Origin of the sequence: Nocardia canadensis, assembly GCF_032656385.1 — a bacterium.
Taxonomy (GTDB): Bacteria; Actinomycetota; Actinomycetes; order Mycobacteriales; family Mycobacteriaceae; genus Nocardia; species Nocardia canadensis.
Genome location: NZ_JAVCWB010000001.1, coordinates 467,161 through 483,444, shown reverse-complemented (window position 1 = coordinate 483,444; position 16,284 = coordinate 467,161). Strand labels below are relative to the sequence as shown.

Annotated in this window: 13 protein-coding genes; 11 read left to right on the top strand and 2 right to left on the bottom strand. The window is 68.5% G+C overall.

Translation table 11 applies throughout. The features are described from left to right. The first annotated feature begins 249 nt into the window (after positions 1–249). Complete coding sequence (locus Q7X29_RS02180) at positions 250–2,574, top strand: N-acetylmuramoyl-L-alanine amidase (RefSeq protein ID WP_449411932.1); 2,325 nt, start codon at positions 250–252, stop codon at positions 2,572–2,574. Positions 2,575–2,641: 67 nt separating this feature from the next. On the opposite strand, the gene Q7X29_RS02175 is transcribed toward Q7X29_RS02180, so the two are convergent. After that, the gene (locus Q7X29_RS02175) at positions 2,642–3,469 is read right to left on the bottom strand and encodes an HAD family hydrolase (protein WP_218717488.1); all 828 of its coding nucleotides are present in this window, start codon (positions 3,467–3,469) and stop codon (positions 2,642–2,644) included. Positions 3,470–3,555: 86 nt separating this feature from the next. Between Q7X29_RS02175 and Q7X29_RS02170 the strand changes: the two genes are divergently transcribed. From Q7X29_RS02170 to Q7X29_RS02130, 9 genes are all read left to right on the top strand, one after another. Beyond that, complete coding sequence (locus tag Q7X29_RS02170) at positions 3,556–4,533, top strand: ABC transporter permease (protein WP_218717487.1); 978 nt, start codon at positions 3,556–3,558, stop codon at positions 4,531–4,533. Beyond that, entirely contained in the window at positions 4,530–5,498 is a 969-nt protein-coding gene (locus Q7X29_RS02165) for an ABC transporter permease (RefSeq protein WP_218717486.1), read from the top strand. Before Q7X29_RS02170 ends, Q7X29_RS02165 begins: the two co-directional genes overlap by 4 nt. Continuing rightward, positions 5,495–7,345: an ABC transporter ATP-binding protein gene (locus Q7X29_RS02160; RefSeq protein WP_316573141.1), complete on the top strand. Its 1,851-nt coding sequence runs from the start codon at positions 5,495–5,497 to the stop codon at positions 7,343–7,345. The genes Q7X29_RS02165 and Q7X29_RS02160 overlap by 4 nt, the downstream gene beginning before the upstream one ends. 19 nt (positions 7,346–7,364) lie before the next feature. Further along, positions 7,365–9,059: an ABC transporter family substrate-binding protein gene (locus tag Q7X29_RS02155; protein ID WP_255587428.1), complete on the top strand. Its 1,695-nt coding sequence runs from the start codon at positions 7,365–7,367 to the stop codon at positions 9,057–9,059. Then, positions 9,056–10,744 (top strand): ABC transporter family substrate-binding protein, encoded by a 1,689-nt coding sequence (locus Q7X29_RS02150; protein WP_316573140.1) that lies wholly within the window; start codon positions 9,056–9,058, stop codon positions 10,742–10,744. Before Q7X29_RS02155 ends, Q7X29_RS02150 begins: the two co-directional genes overlap by 4 nt. Before the next feature lie 49 nt (positions 10,745–10,793). Further along, entirely contained in the window at positions 10,794–12,467 is a 1,674-nt protein-coding gene (locus tag Q7X29_RS02145) for an ABC transporter family substrate-binding protein (protein ID WP_316573139.1), read from the top strand. Between the two features lie 2 nt (positions 12,468–12,469). Next, positions 12,470–13,108: a hypothetical protein gene (locus tag Q7X29_RS02140; RefSeq protein ID WP_394358647.1), complete on the top strand. Its 639-nt coding sequence runs from the start codon at positions 12,470–12,472 to the stop codon at positions 13,106–13,108. Positions 13,109–13,204: 96 nt separating this feature from the next. Further along, positions 13,205–13,945 carry a FadR/GntR family transcriptional regulator gene (locus Q7X29_RS02135; protein WP_218717482.1) on the top strand — a complete coding sequence of 247 codons (741 nt, stop codon included), beginning with the start codon at positions 13,205–13,207 and terminating at the stop codon, positions 13,943–13,945. A gap of 135 nt (positions 13,946–14,080) precedes the next feature. Beyond that, positions 14,081–14,692, top strand: a complete 612-nt coding sequence (locus Q7X29_RS02130) for a sterol desaturase family protein (RefSeq protein WP_218717497.1) — start codon at positions 14,081–14,083, stop codon at positions 14,690–14,692. Positions 14,693–14,756: 64 nt separating this feature from the next. Here the strand turns inward: Q7X29_RS02130 and Q7X29_RS02125 are convergent, their stop codons facing one another. Beyond that, positions 14,757–15,305, bottom strand: coding sequence for a TetR/AcrR family transcriptional regulator (locus tag Q7X29_RS02125; protein ID WP_316573138.1), 549 nt, complete (start codon positions 15,303–15,305; stop codon positions 14,757–14,759). 120 nt (positions 15,306–15,425) lie between these two features. Here Q7X29_RS02125 and Q7X29_RS02120 point away from each other — a divergent pair, with 120 nt between their 5' ends. Further along, positions 15,426–16,184, top strand: coding sequence for a carboxymuconolactone decarboxylase family protein (locus Q7X29_RS02120; protein ID WP_316573137.1), 759 nt, complete (start codon positions 15,426–15,428; stop codon positions 16,182–16,184). Positions 16,185–16,284: the final 100 nt, after the last annotated feature.

Here is a 16,284-nt window from a genome sequence, read left to right as displayed (position 1 = left end):
ACCGGCGGAGCTCGCGTCGGCATGTCGTCGTGGCCGAGCGGGTTCCGAAGGCTACATTCGAGCAATCACATAATCCTCAAGTTGAGGTTTAGATGTGTGACGTATGTTAACTAGTGTGGTGTGTGAGACAAGAGGAAGCAAGCATCACTTGCCGGTGATGGCCTCGATGCCACCAAGGTCTACGAGCTCGACCCTGATTGGAGAAGGCACGTGCGATATCGAAAGCCGAAACGTTCCTACGTGCTCCCGGTGGTCACAACGCTCGCCGTCGCCGCACCCGTCGGCGCGTTCGCGCTGAGCGATTCGACCGACTACCGCAGCACCAACGAATCGCAGGTCGCGGCGGTCCCGACCCAGCTGGCGGAGGTCGCGCTGACCTCGGTCCCCGACATCACGGTCCCGCTGCGTGACCTGACCGGCCTCGATCTGCCGGATCTGCGCCTGTCGGATCTGCAGATGCTGCCGCTGCCGACCTCGATCCCGGTGCCGCCGGGATTGCCCGTTCCGCCGGGCGTGGCGCTGCCCACCGAGATCCCGCTCCCGGCGATCCCGACGAAGGCGCAGCCCACCACGACGACGGCCGCCCCCGCGCCCGCGCAGCAGGGCAACGCGCCCGCCGCGCGTCCGCCGGTCCCGAGCACCGCCGTCCCGACGGCACCGCCCGCCGCGCCGACCACGACCTCGGCGGCTCCGGCCCCGATCGCCCCGGCCGCACCGGCGCCCGACGCTCCGGCTCCGTCCGCGACCACGACCACGGCCGCACCGGCCCCGGCCGCACCCGCGACCACTCCCCCGGCGGGCGCGCCGGTCGTCCAGAACCGGCCGACCGGAATGAAGTTCATCGCCGACCCGGCCAACCTGGAGCCCGGCACCACCCCCGAGACCCCGGCGCTGTCCCCCGGCGCGGTCGGACCCGACCTGATCGACCAGGTCGGCGCGCAGGTCAAGGAGCTCACCCAGGAGACCCCGTTCAGCATGGTCGCGGTCACCGCGCGCGACCTGGTGAACACCACCACCAAGCTGCGGGCCCGCCAACTGGACGGCAACTGGGGCCCCTGGTACGACGCCGATCCGGTCGACACCAGGGCCACCGACCAGACCCCGGCCGACGCGCCGACCGGCACCGAGCCGATCTACGTCGGCGAGACCACCGCCGTGCAGATGCTGGTGACCCGCAAGCCGGTCGCCGGCGCCGATCACAGCGACCCGGCCCATCTCACCGAGGCCGCGCTCAAGGCCATCCTGATCAACCCGGGCCGCGCCGCCATCGACGCCGGGCTCACCGATGTCGCCGCGGCGCTGCCCGGCGGCGGCCCGAAGGTCATCACCCGCGCGCAGTGGGGTGCCGACGAGTCGATCCGCTGCGAGGAACCCACCTACGACGACGGCGTCGGCGGCATCACCGTGCACCACACGGCCGGTCGCAACGACTACAGCCGGGCCGAGTCGGCGGGCATCGTCCGCGCGATCTACGCCTACCACGCCGAGACCCTGGGCTGGTGCGACATCGGCTACAACGCCCTGGTCGACCAGTACGGCCAGATCTTCGAGGGCCGCTACGGCGGTCTGGACCGGGCGGTGCAGGGCGCGCACGCGGGCGGGTTCAACGAGAACACCGCGGGCGTGGCGCTGATGGGCAACTACGAGACCGAGACACCGAGCAACGAGTCGATCAACGCGATCGGCAAGTTCATCGGGTGGCGGTCCAAGATCGCGGGGATCGATCCCGAGGGCCACACCACGATGTATTCCGAGGGCACCGAGTTCACCCCGTACGCCCAGGACGAGGCGGTCGACCTGCCGACGGTGTTCGCGCACCGCGACGTCGGCAACACCGACTGCCCCGGCGACGCGGCCTACGCGCTGATGGACCGCATCCGTGGGATCGCCGCGGGCAACAGCAGCACCTACTCCTCACCCGCGACGCCGGAGCGGCCGCCGAGCCAGCAGGCCCGCGCGCCGCAGCAGCAGGGCAATATGGCCGAACTCGGCGCGCTGGTCGACAAGCTGCTCGGTCTGTCCGGCTCGAACGAGATCGCCAGGCACTGGGTCAGCCGCGGCGGTGTCGACGGTCCGCTCGGCGCGCCGCAGTCGGATCTGCTCTCGGGCGCGCAGGGCCGCCAGTACGCGAAGTTCGCCAACGGCTACGTCTTCTCCGGGGAGAACGGCGCGGTCTTCGAGGTGGTCGGGGCGATCCTGGACCGCTACCTCAGCCTGGGCGGTGACTCGGGCGTGCTCGGCCTGCCGACCGGCAGCGCCTACCTGGTGCCGGATGGTCTGCGTGCGGACTTCCAGAACGGATCGCTGGTGCTCAACGAGCTCACCGGCATCGTCACCACGTTCTGGAAGACCTACAACGAGACCTACAAGGCCGAGATGGAGGGCATGAACGGCACCAAGCCCGAGCAGGCGCCCGCCACCACCGCCCCGACCTCGACGGTCCCCGCGGCTCCCGGCGCCCCCGCGCCGACCGAGCCGGTCGCCCCGCAGGTCCCGGCCGAACCGCAGGCGGCGCCGGTGGAACCGGCACCGGCGGCACCGCCGGTCGCCACCGAACCCGCCCCGGCCGGCTGACACCCGGTCACGGCGAAGAGCAGCCGGTGCGCCTCCGAGTGAGGGCACCGGCTGTTTCCATTCCGGCTCAGCTCCACCAGCGTTCGAGCACCATGGCGACGCCGTGGTCGACATTGCTGCCGGTGACCTCGTCGGCGGCGGCGCGGGCCTCGGGATGGGCGTTGCCCATAGCGACGCCGTGCCCGGCCATGGTCAGCATCGGCACGTCGTTGGGCATGTCGCCGAACGCGACGATCGACCCCTCGTCGATACCGACCCGCCGCGCCACCTCGACCAGCCCCGACGCCTTGGTCACCCCCGGCACGGCGATCTCGATCAGGCCGTTCTCGGTGGAATAGGTGATCTCGGCGCGGTCGCCGACCAGCGGGACCAGCGCGGCGCGCATGTCCGAACTGCGGGCCGAGCTGAGCCGGATCAGCATCTTGATCGCCGGCGAGTCGATGACCTCGGCGTGCGAGACGACGGTGTCGTCGGGATTGAGCCAGGCGTGCTCGTAGGTCGGCGAGCTGACGAACTGCGGGGTGGCCGCGTCGTGCGCGCTGGCCCCGACCCGCTCGGTGGCCAGCCCACAGCCCGGCAGCGCGTGCTCGGCGAGCTCGGCCAGCCAACCGAGGGTGTCCACATCGAGAGTGTGGCTGGACAGCACCCGATCGGTGGCGCTGTCGTAGATGACCGCGCCGTTCCCGCACACCGTGAGCGGCGCGTACCCCAGTTCGCTGACCACCGGATCGATCCAGCGCGGCGGCCTGCCGGTCGCGAGCACGAAGGTGACGCCGTCGGCGACGAGCGCGCCGACGGCGGCCTTGGTGCGGGCCGAGACCTTGTCCGCGTCGTCGATCAGCGTGCCGTCGACGTCGGTGGCCACCAGCTTCGGTTTCGGGTGCAGGGGCGTCATCCGTTCCATCCTGCCGCACGTCGCCACGCGGGGACGGCGGACTGTCCTTATGATCAGGGCCTGATTACCCGATCCAGAGGGGACTGATGACCGGCTTCTTGTTGCGGCGCACGCTCAACTACATCGTGCTCCTGTTGCTGGCCTCGTTCCTGACGTTCAGCCTGGCATCACTCACGTTCAACCCGCTCGACAGCCTCGAGCAGCGTAATCCGCGCCCGCCGCAGTCGGTGATCGATGCCAAAGCCGAGCAACTGCACCTCGACGAGCCGATCCCCCAGCGCTATCTCAGCTGGCTCGGCGGCGTTGTGCAAGGGGATTTCGGGACGACGCTGGCCGGTCAGCCGGTGAGCGAGGAGCTGGGCAGGCGGGTCGCGGTGAGCCTGCGGCTGCTGATCCTGGGTTCGGTCATCGGTACCGTGCTGGGCGTGCTGATCGGCGCGGCGAGCGCGATCCGGCAGTACAAGTTCAGCGACTACTTCGCGACGGTGGTCTCGCTGCTGATCATCTCCACCCCGATCTTCCTGCTCGCGACCCTGCTGAAATACGGCGCGCTGCAGATCAACACCGCCACCGGCACCCAGGTGTTCCTCTACACCGGCGAGACCTCGGCGACGCAGGTCGTCGGCCTGTGGAACCAATTCGTCGACCGCGCACAGCATCTGGTGCTGCCGACGCTGGCCCTGGTGCTCGGCGCCGCCGCCGGATACAGCCGCTACCAGCGCAACGCCATGCTCGACGTGCTGCAGAGCGATTTCATCCGCACCGCACGCGCCAAGGGCCTCTCGCGCAACCGCGCGCTCTACAAACACGGCCTGCGCACCGCGCTGATCCCGATGGCCACGCTGTTCGCCTACAGCCTGGGCGGCCTGATCACCGGCGCCACCTTCGTGGAGAAGATCTTCGGCTGGCACGGCGTCGGCGAATGGTTCGTCGACGGGATCAACGCCCAGGACCTCTACATCGTCGTCACGGTCGCGACCTTCGCCGGCCTGGTCGTCCTGGTATCGGGCCTGCTCTCCGACATCGTGCTTGCCCTGCTCGACCCGAGGGTGCGTGTCTCATGACCGAAACCGAACTCATCGCCGTCGGCGCGCCCGAGGCCGCCGCGGCCGGTCGCCGCAAGCTGGTCTGGCGCCGCTTCCTGCGCAACAAGCCCGCCGTGGTCGGCGCGGTGATCCTGCTCCTGCTGCTGATCGCCAGTTTCGCGCTGCCGCCGCTGCTGCCCTGGGACTACCAGGAGATGGACTACAAGGCGCTGTTGAAGCCGCCGAGCCCCGAGCATCCGTTCGGCACCACCCAGATCGGCCAGGACGTGCTCGCCCAGACCATGCGCGGGCTGCAGAAGTCGCTGGTCATCGGGTTCTGCGTGGCGATCTTCTCCAGCGTCATCGCCTCCACCGCGGGCGCGGTGGCCGGGCTGCTCGGCGGCTGGACCGACCGGGCCATCATGTGGCTGGTCGACCTGCTGCTGGTGGTCCCGGCCTTCATCATCATCGCGATCTTCGCCCCGCGCACCAAGGGGTCCGGCTCGATCGTCATCCTGATCATCCTGCTCAGCGTGTTCGGCTGGATGATCGCGGCGCGCATCATCCGCGGCCTGACAATGAGCCTGCGTGATCGCGAATTCGTCCGCGCCGCACGCTATATGGGCGCGCCGACGCACAAGGTGATCATCAGCCACATCATCCCGAACATCGCCTCGATCCTGATCATCGACACCACGCTGGCCGTCGGCGCGGCGATCAGCGCCGAAACCGGGCTGAGCTTCCTCGGTTTCGGTGTGCAGCCGCCCGATGTCTCGCTGGGTTCGCTGATCGCGACGGGCACCAAGTCGGCACTGACCTATCCGTGGCTGTTCCTGTTCGCCGGTGGCCTGCTGGTCACGATCGTGCTGTGCGCCAACCTCGTCGGCGACGGTCTGCGCGACGCCTTCGACCCGGGCGCCCGCGGCGCCCGCAAGGCGCGCAAGGACGTCGCCGAGAAGAAGGACGAGGCGCAGGTGGAGTTGAAGAAAGCCGAGAAGCGATGACCGCGAGCACATCGACCGCGCCCCTGCTAGAGGTCACCGATCTGCGGGTCTCCTTCCCCGGCGAGGAAGGCCGCGTCGACGCGGTGCGCGGGGTGAACTACACCGTCGCCGACGGCGAAGTGCTGGCCATCGTCGGCGAGTCCGGGTCCGGCAAGTCGGTGTCGTCGCTGGCCGTGATCGGTCTGCTGCCCGAACAGGCGCGGGTGCAAGGGTCGATCCGGTTTCGCGGCCGTGAGCTGCTCGGCCTGGGCGACAAGCAGATGTCGAAACTGCGCGGCTCCGCGATCAGCATGGTCTTCCAGGACCCGCTCTCAGCGCTGACGCCGGTGTACCGGGTGGGCGACCAGGTGGCCGAGGCGCTGCTCGCGCACGGCACGATGCAGCGCAAGGAAGCCGCCGAGCGCGCGATCGAACTGCTCGAACTCGTCGGCATCCCCGACGCGCGGGTGCGGGCGCGGGCGTTCCCGCACGAGTTCTCCGGCGGCATGCGCCAGCGCGTGGTGATCGCCATGGCCATCGCCAATGATCCAGCGCTGATCATCTGCGACGAGCCGACCACCGCGCTCGACGTGACGGTGCAGCGGCAGATCCTCGACCTGCTGCGCAAGGCGCGCGACATCACCGGCGCCGGCGTCATCATGATCACCCACGACATGGGCATCGCGGCGACGATCGCCGACCGGGTCGCGGTCATGTACGCGGGCAAGGTCGTCGAAACCGCGCCGGTCGCGGAGCTTTTCACCGCCCCCCGGATGCCGTACACGGTGGGCCTGCTCGGGTCCATCCCGCGCATGGACGGCCCGCCGCGCCGCCCGCTGATCCCGATCGTCGGCGCGCCGCCCGCCATGCACGACCTGCCGCGCGGCTGCTCGTTCGCGCCGCGCTGCCCGGTCTCGATCGACGACTGCACCGCCGCCGAGCCGCCGCTGGAGAAGGTCGCGCCCCGGCACTCGGTCGCCTGCATCCGCACCGCCGAGATCGGCACGACGCAGCTGTTCGACGCCTACCGCCAGGAGATCGCCGAGCCGCCGCAGCAGGATGTCACCGAGTCCGATGTGGTCCTGCGGGTCACCGACCTGGTGAAGACCTTCCCGCTCACCTCCGGGGTGGTGCTGCGCCGCAAGACCGGCGAGGTCCGCGCGGTCGACGGCATCAGTTTCACCGTCCGCGCGGGCCGCACGCTGGCGCTGGTCGGTGAATCGGGCTCGGGCAAGTCGACCACCCTGTCCCAGATCATGGACCTGGTGCGGCCGCAGTCGGGCAGCATCGAGGTGCTCGGCAACGACGTCGCGACGCTGACCAAGGCCCGCACCCGCGAGATCCGCCGCAAGATGCAGATCGTCTTCCAGGACCCCAGCGCCTCGCTCGACCCGCGCCTGCCGATCTTCGACGCGCTGGCCGAGCCGCTGCGCATCGACGGCCGCTCGCGCGAGGAGGTCAACCGCCGGGTGCCCGAGCTGCTGCGCCAGGTCGGCCTGCGGCCCGAACACGCCGACCGCTACCCGGCCGACTTCTCCGGCGGCCAGAAGCAGCGCATCAGCATCGCCCGCGCCCTGGCCCTCGACCCCTCGCTGCTCGTCCTCGACGAGCCGGTCTCCTCGCTGGACGTGTCGATCCAGGCCGGTGTGCTGAATCTGCTGCGTGACCTGCAGGCCGAGCGGGGACTGTCGTATCTGTTCGTCTCGCACGACCTGTCGGTGGTGCGCAATCTCGCCCACGACATCGCCGTCATGCTGCGCGGCAAGATCGTCGAATCCGGCCCGGCCGAACAGATCTTCGCCGATCCTCGGCACGAGTACACCCGCTCGCTGATCGCGGCCGTTCCGGAACCCGTCGTCAGCGGCTGATCACGCCAGGAGGCCCGCCATGAGATCCCGAGGAATGCAAGCCCGTCGTCGCGCCCGGCTGCGTTGCGCCGCCGTCGTGGTGGCGGCCGGGATGATCGTGGCGGGCTGTGGGTCCGGCGACGAGTCCGCGACCGGGCTCACCGACGCGCTCGGGACCACCAGCGACATCAACCCGATGGAGCGCGACGCGCTGCGCGAGGGCGGGAATCTGCGGCTGGCCACGACCAGCTACCCCGCGAACTGGAACACGCTGTCCAACGACGGCAACGACGGCGAGATCGCCGACATCCTGCGCCCGATGATGCCGCGCTCGTTCACGATCGACGCGGCGGGCAAGCTCACCGTCGACACCGACTACTTCACCGACATCGCGCTGACCGGCACCGACCCGATGCGGGTGACGTACACGATCAACCCGAAGGCGGTGTGGTCGGACGGTTCCCCGATCACCTGGGAGGACATCGCCGCCCAGGCGAACGCGCTCAGCGGCCGGGACAAGCGCTACCTGATCGCCATCACCAACGGTTTCGAGTTCGTCGACAAGGTCGAGCGCGGCGTCGACGACCGGCAGGCGATCCTCACCTTCAACACTCCCTTCGCCGACTGGCGCGGCCAGTTCGCGGGCAACAGCTCGCTGTACCCGAAGTCGGTGACCAGCACCCCCGAGGCGTTCAACACCAGCCAGGTCGACGCGATCGGTCTCACCGCGGGCCCGTTCATCGTCACCGGCACCGACCGCGCCCAGGGCCGGATCACGCTGGGCCGCAACCCGAAATGGTGGGGTGAGCGGCCCGTGCTCGACACCATCACCTACAGCGTGCTCGACCACACCGCCTGGGTGCAGGCGCTGCAGAACAACGAACTCGACCTGGTCCGCCTGACCACCATCGACGAGGTGAAGACCGTGCGCGGCACCGAGGGCCTGGTGGTCCGCCGCGCGCCCGGCAACCGCTGGCGCCACATCACCTTCAACGGCGCGCCGGGCTCGATCCTCGCCGATCCGGCCGTCCGGGTGGCCATCTCGAAGGCGATCGACCGGCAGGGCATCGTCACCGCGCTGCAGAACGGCCTGGTCGAGGACCCGAAGCCGTTGAACAACCACATCTTCCTGCAGGGCCAGCAGGGCTACCAGGACAACAGCCTCGGCTTCGATCCCGCGGCCGCGGCCGCGGAACTCGACGCGCTGGGCTGGGTCCGCACCGGGGACGGCCGCGAGAAGGACGGCCGCAAGCTCGTCATCCGCGACGTCATGTACAACGACCCGACCTGGGTGCAGATCGCCCAGATCATCCAGCAGAACCTCGCCGCGATCGGCGTCGGCCTGACCATCGACACCAAGCCCTCCGCCGGCTACTTCACCGACGTCATCCAGCCCGGCGATTTCGACGCCGCCCAATTCATCTTCCAGGGCGACCCGTTCCCCCTCGCCAGCATCCGCCAGATCTACTACTACGACCCCAACGACCTGCAGGGCAACTACGGCCGCATCGGCTCGCCCGAACTCAACGCCCTCATCGAACGCACCATCACCGAACTCGACCCGCAGAAGTCCATCGACCTGGCCAACCAGGTGGACCGCGCGGTGTTCGAGGAAGGCCACTCCCTGCCCCTCATGCAGTCCGACGGCAGCTTCGGCGCCCGCACCACCCTCGCCAACATCGGTTCACCGGGCTTGGCATCGTATGACTACACGAAGATCGGATTCACGAAATGACCACTGCTACTTACGCATCCCGGCTGCGTCGCGCCGGTTTCCGCGTCGCGGCACCCGCTGTCGCGTTGACGCTGGTTTTGGGTGGCTGTGGATCCGACACCGCGGTGGAGTCGGGATCGAGTTCGATCGGCGCGGTCAACGACATCAACCCGCAAGATCGTGACGCGATCCGCGACGGTGGCAATTTCCGTTTGGCGCTGAGCGGCTTCCCGGAAACGTTCAACAGCCTGCATGTCGACGCCGACGGCGAGGTCAGCGACGTCACCGGCTGGACGCTCCCCGGCTCGATCAATGCCGATGCCGCTGGCGAACTCTCGATCGACCACAACTTCTACACCGACGTGCAGCTGACGAACACCGATCCGCAGCAGATCGTGTACACGATCAACCCGAAGGCCGTGTGGTCGGACGGATCCCCCATCACCTGGGAGGATCTGCGCTCGCAGGCCGCCGCGATGAGCGGCCGCGATCCGGCGTTCAAGATCAGCCACGACCAGGGTTACAGCAGCGTCGAGAAGGTCGAGCGTGGCGTCGACGACCGGCAAGCGATCGTGACCTTCGCCGAGCACTACGCGGAATGGAAGGGCCTGTTCAATCCGCTGTATCCGCGCCAGCTCACCTCGTCCCCCGAGGCCTTCGACAATCTGTACCGCAACGAGATGCCGCTGTCCTCGGGACCGTTCATCATCACCTCGATCGACCGCGCCCAGCAGCGCATCGTGCTCAGCCGCAACCCGAGATGGTGGGGCGACACCCCCAAGCTGGACACGGTCACCTACAGCGTCCTGGCCGACGAGGCCCGCTTGACCGCGCTGCAGAACAACGAACTCGACGCCACCGGCCTGAGCGGGATCGAGGAGGTCACGACCGCGACCGGTACGCCGGGCATCAAAGTCCGACGGGCATCGGCGAACCGGTTCTCGCACTTCACCTTCAACGGAGCGCCCGGCGCGCTGCTGTCCGACCCGAAGCTGCGGATCGCGATTTGCAAGGGCATCGACCGACAAGCCATCGCCACGGCGACCCAGCAGGGCATCGTGACCGATCCGAAGCCGCTGAACAACCATCTCTTCCTGGTCGGTCAGAAGGGCTACCAGGACAACGCGCAATCGGTGTCCTACGACCCGGCCGAGGCCGCTCGGATGCTGGACGAGCTGGGCTGGAAGCTCAACGGTGACGTCCGGGAGAAGGACGGGCGCAAGCTCGAGATCCGCGACGTGATGTACCAGTCGGACACCTGGACGCAGATCGCGCAGATCGCGCAGCAGAATCTCGCGGCGATCGGCGTGAAGCTCACGATCGAGACCTATCCGGGCAATGGCCTGTTCACCGATGTCATCGATCCGGGCAATTTCGATATCGCCCAATTCGTCTGGTCCAAGAGCATCTTCCCGCTCGGTGCGCTGCCGCAGATCTACGCCTACGACCCGGCGAACCCGCTGAGCAACAAGGGCCGGATCGGTTCGCCCGAGCTGAACGCCCTGATCGAGGAAGTGATCGCCGAGCTCGACCCCGAAAAGGCCATCGAGCTGGCGAACAAGGCCGATCGGATGATCTTCGAGGAGGGCTTCTCCCTGCCCATCGTGCAGTCCGCGGGTACGGTCGCGGTGCGGGAGAACCTGGCGAATTACGGTGCGCCGGGACTGGCGTCCGAGGACTACACCAAGGTCGGCTTCGTCAAGTAATCACCGAAGTGCCGCACTCGTGCAGCGAACATATGGAAAGGAGCGGATCATGCGGATTCGTTCATTGACCACCCGCCTGGCCATACCTCTGGTCATCGTCAGTGTGCTCGCGGTCGGGTGTAGCTCGGAGGAACCGGCGGCGGACGGACAAGCCTCGCTCGGCACGACCAACGACATCAATCCGAAGGATGTCAGCGAGCTGCGCGACGGGGGCAACCTGCGGCTGGCCATCACTTCGCTGCCGGAGAACTGGAATTCGCTGCACACCGATGGCAACGACGGTGATACCGGTTCGATTCTGCGTCCGGTGATGCCGCGCGCGTTCAAGACCAATGCCGCGGCGGAACTCTCGGTCAACACCGATTTCTTCACCGATGTCGCTCTGACCAACACCGAGCCGCAGCAGGTGACGTACACGATCAACCCCAAGGCGGTCTGGTCGGACGGTTCGCCGATCACCTGGGAGGACTTCCAGTCCCAGGCCAACGCGCTCAGCGGCAAGGACAAGTCCTTCCTGATCGCCAACAGCAGTGGCTTCGATCGGATCGAGAAGGTCGAGCGCGGCGTCGACGACCGGCAGGCCGTCATCACCTTCAACAAGCACTACGCCGATTGGAAAGGCCAGTTCGCCGGTAACTCCTTCCTGCTCCCCAAGTCCGCCACAGCGACTCCGGAGGCGTTCAACAACAGCCAGGTCGACGCGCTCGGGCTGTCGGCCGGTCCGTTCGTCGTCCAGTCCGTCGACCGCGGGCAGGGTCGTGTGGTGCTCGGACGCAACCCGAAGTGGTGGGGCGATACCCCCAAGTTGGACACGATCACCTTCAGCGTGCTCGACAGCGCCGCCTTCGTTCCCGCGTTGCTGAACAACGAGATCGACGCGGTCGGCGTCGCCAGCCTCGACAACCTGAAGTCGGTGCGCAACGCGCCCGGCGTGGCGGTCCGTCGCGCACCCGGCAACAGCTGGGGCCACTTCACATTCAACGGCGCACCGGGTTCGCTGCTGTCCGACCAGGGCGTGCGCGTCGCGATTTCGAAGGCGATCGATCGGCAGGGCATCGCGACCGCCATCCAGAACGGCCTCGTGCAGGATCCGAAGCCGCTGAACAATCACGTCTACCTGAGCGGCCAGGACGGCTACCAGGACAACAGTCTCGGTTTCGACCCGACGGCGGCGGCCAACGAGCTCGACGCCCTCGGCTGGAAACTCAACGGCGATGTGCGTGAGAAGGACGGGCGCAAGCTCGAGATCCGCGATGTCATGTACAACGACCCGACCAACATCCAGATCGGCCAGATCATCCAGCAGAATCTCGCGCAGATCGGCGTCAAGCTGAGCATCGAGACCAAGCCGGGCGCCGGCCTGTTCTCGGATGTTCTCCAGCCGGGCAACTTCGATGTGGGGCAGTGGTTCTGGGCCGGTGACCCGTTCCCGCTCAGCAGCCTGACTCAGATCTACGGCTACTACCCGGACGACATCCAGGGCAACTATGGCCGGATCGGCTCGCCCGAGCTCAACGCCCTGATCGAACAGACCATCTCCGAACTCGATCCGGTCAAGGCCAAGGAACTGGCCAACCAGGTCGACCGGAAGGTCTTCGAAGAGGGCCATTCGCTGCCGCTGTTCCAGTCCGCGGGCAATGTCGGAGTGCGTGACAACCTCGCCAACTTCGGCGCGGCGGGCCTGGCCTCCCTCGACTACACCAAGATCGGCTTCGTGAAGTAACCGTGTCCGGCCCGGCGCGCGCACTCGTCTACCCCCTGCTGGTCACGTCCGGCACCGTCGCGGTTCTCGCCGCGCTGGTGCCGTTCGCCGATCTCGATCAGCTGAGTGCGCTCGCCGTGGTCGTGCTGGTGATTCTCGCGGTCACCACCTATCAGCTGGGGTTGGCGTTGGGGGTGCTGCCGACCGGGCTCGTCGCGACGGGCACGGTCGGGGGGCGGCGGGTGCGGCAGCAGCATCGGCTGGTCAGCAGGTCGTGGCTGGAGATCACCAGTGGGGATCGGATGGTGTGGCAGCCGGTGTTCTACGAGCCGAGCCTGTCCACGCTGACGCCGACCGAGCTGGAGTTGACCGGCCGCCGGATCCGCACCGGTGAGCTGCGCTTCTACCCGTCGGGCCGGGTCCGCAACACCGAGCCCGCGGGCAAGCTCGTCGACAATCCGAGCCGCGCGTCCGAGGTACCCGCCTACGGGATCGCCCGCCGCCTGGTCCTCGATGTCCAGCCCGCCGTCGCCGCCCCGATCGTCGGCCTGCTGTGGGTCTACGTCATGGCCGGTGGCATCCCCGCCTTCGCCGGCGCCACCCTCGCCGCCGCGGCCACATTCACCTGGTTCTCCGCCATCCGCGGCTCCGACCCCAGCTGATTCCTGCCCACCCCGCGCTGACCGGGCGGTTTCCTCAACGTGATTCAACTGGTCTGACCACTTGACCTCTTGACCTGTTGGGTGGAGGATCTAGGCATGGCGTGGACTCCTGTCGTGAAGCGGTCGGTATCCGGTGATGTGTTCGAGCAGATCGCCGCCGAAGTGCTGGGCGGGGAGCTGGCGGCGGGGAGCACGTTGCCCAGTGAGCGGCAGCTGGCCGAGGCGCTGGGGGTCTCGCGGCCCGCGGTGCGCGAGGCGTTGCAGCGATTGGCGGCGGCGGGGCTGGTGTCGGTGCGGCAGGGGGAAGCCACCACCGTGCTCGACTATCGACGCAGCGCGGGGCTGGAAGTACTGCCCCGGCTGCTGCTGCGGGGCGACACCATCGATCCCGCCGTGGCGCGCAGCATTCTCGAAGCGCGGCTGCACAACGGTCCGAAGATCGCCGAGCTCGCGGCCGGTCGGGTCCGGCGAGCCCGCGCGGGCGGCACCGACGCGCTCACCGCCGAGCTCGACCTGCTCCACGAATCCGTCAACGCCCTTGTCGCCGAGGCGGACCCGCTCACACAGCAGCGCATCGCCCTCGAATTCTGGGACCACGTCCTCGAGCTGGCCGATTCGATCGCGTTCCGGCTGATGTACTCCATGCTTCGCGCCGCCTACGAACCCGCGCTGGCGGCGCTCGCGCCGATCATGTCCGCCGAGGTGGGCAATGGTGACGCGTATCGAGACCTGGCCGCCGCGATCACCGCGGGCGCGCCGGAACGGGCCGCCGAATCCGCGCGAGCACTGCTCGGGCCGGCGACCACCGCTCTCATCCACGCCCTCGACGGGGCGTGATCCACCCGAGGAATCGCCATGAAGAATGACCGTCCGACAACGACGTCGCACGACACCACCGCGGCCGGGCAGGGCCGCGACCCCGCCCGATCCGGCGCGCCCCGCGCCCTCCGCCGCAGCGCCTCGCTGAGCGAGATGGCCCGCGAATTCGTCCGGCATCCCTCGCCCTGGATGATCGCCACGGTCTTCGTCGCCGCCTTGGTGGCGCGGATCGCGGTCGGGGACTGGCAGTTCACCGACGCCCTCGTCCCGCTGATCGTCATCGGCACCTTCCCGCTGACGGAGTGGATCATCCACGTGACGGTGCTGCACTGGCGGCCCCGCCACCTCGGCCCACTCACCATCGACAGCGAGCTGGCCCGCAAACACCGTGCGCACCACACCGATCCACGCGCCACCCCGCTGGTGTTCATCCCGCCCAAGTCGCTGACGCTCACCATCGTCGCGCTGGTCGCGATCGGCCTGCTGGCGTTCCCGCGCCTGGGCCTCGGCCTGACCTTCCTGCTGACGATCACCACGCTGGGCCTGCTCTACGAGTGGACGCACTACCTCATCCACACCGACTACAAGCCCAAGCACGCTCTCTACCGGGCGATCTGGCGCAACCACCGCCACCACCACTACAAGAACGAGCACTACTGGTTCACCGTCACCACCTCCGGCACCGCCGACCGCCTCCTCGGCACCGCCCCCGACCCGGCGACCGTGGCCACCTCCCCGACCGCCCGCCACCTGCACGCGGGCTGAAGCTCGAATTCGCGCTCCGGCAGAGCGTGTTCACCGCCCGCGAACGCCGCGGGTCCGGCCGCGCTCACGCCAGGAGTTTGGTGGCGATCGAGGCCGCGCGGTCGGCGGCGGCCGGGGAGTTCTCGCGCACGGCGGTGACGATGGCGCCGTCGATGAGCAGGGCCAGTTCGGGGGCGAGGACCTCCGGATCGGGATGGCCCGCGGCGGTGAGGAGTTCGGTGAGGTAGTCGATCACGCGGCGCTTGTGGCGGTCGGCCACTTGGTGGGCGGGGGCGGTGGGGTCGGCGACTTCGATCATCGTGTTGATGAAGGCACAGCCGCGGAAGTCGTTGCGGGCGAAGCGTTGCGCGAGGGCGGCGAAGACGGCCAGCGGGCGCGCCGCCGGGTCGTCGACGGCTTCGACGGAGGTGCGTAGCCAGTCCAGCCAGCGACGGTCGCGGTCTTCCAGCACGGCGACGACCAGGTCGTCCTTGCTCGCGAAGTGGCGGTAGAAGGAGGCGCGGCCGACGCCGGACTCCTGGAGCAGCCGGTCGATGCCGACGGCGCGAATGCCCTCGGCGTAGAACAGCTCCTCGGCGGTGGTGAGCAACCGCTGCTTGGCCTGTGTCGCCATGCGCCCACCGTACCAGAACGGAAACGATCGGTACCGAATTGCTTGACCGAGACGGAACCGATCGGTACCGTCTCCATTCGGTACCGATCAGTACCGTTGCCGAAAGCCTTGGAGCGCACCATGTCCCGACTGCCGCTACTGTCCGCCGACACCGCCGATGCCGAGCAGGGCGAACTGCTCACCGAAGTCCAGCGGCAACTGGGCCGGGTGCCGAATCTGTACGCCGCCATGGCCAACAGCCCGGCCACCCTACGGGGGTATCTGCGCTTGCGCGACGCCCTCACCGCGGGCAAGCTCGGCGCGCGGACCCGCGAGCAGCTCGCCCTGCTGATCGCCGCCGACAACGGCTGCGAATACTGCGTCTCGGCGCACACGATGCGCGCGTCGAAGATGGGCTTCACGCCCGAGGCGATCGCGGCGACGCGGGCCGCCCGCGCCGAGGACCCGCACGCCGAAGCCGTGCTGCGCTTCGCCCGCGAGGTACAGCGCACCGGCGGCCGGGTGGACGACGAGCGATTGGCCGAGGCCAGGAGCAGCGGCGTCAGCGATGCCGAACTGACCGAGGCCGTCGGCCATGTGGCATTGAACGTGCTGTCGAACTACTTCAACCATGTCGCCCGCCCCGAGCTGGACTTTCCACTCGCCCCCACCCCACCGAAGGCACCCGCGACGACAATGAGATGGCGCGCCGCCGACACCGTCAGCCTGGTCGCCGGCTACACCCTGACCGATGCCGACGGGCGGCAGACCGCGATGGTGCGCGATGTGCACGTCGCCATCGAGGGCGGCTTCGCGCAGATTTCCGTCAAGGGCGGCGAGCGGGTGCAGGTGGTGTCGGCGCCGGCGATCGCGCTGATCACCTACCGCCCCGAATCCTGATCCGCGCAGCACGAAATGCCCGGTCCACCGCCGTGTGGGCCGGGCTTTTCGCTGTCGAAATCCTTTCCGCCGGAGTCTTGACAGGTTAATACCCTAGGGG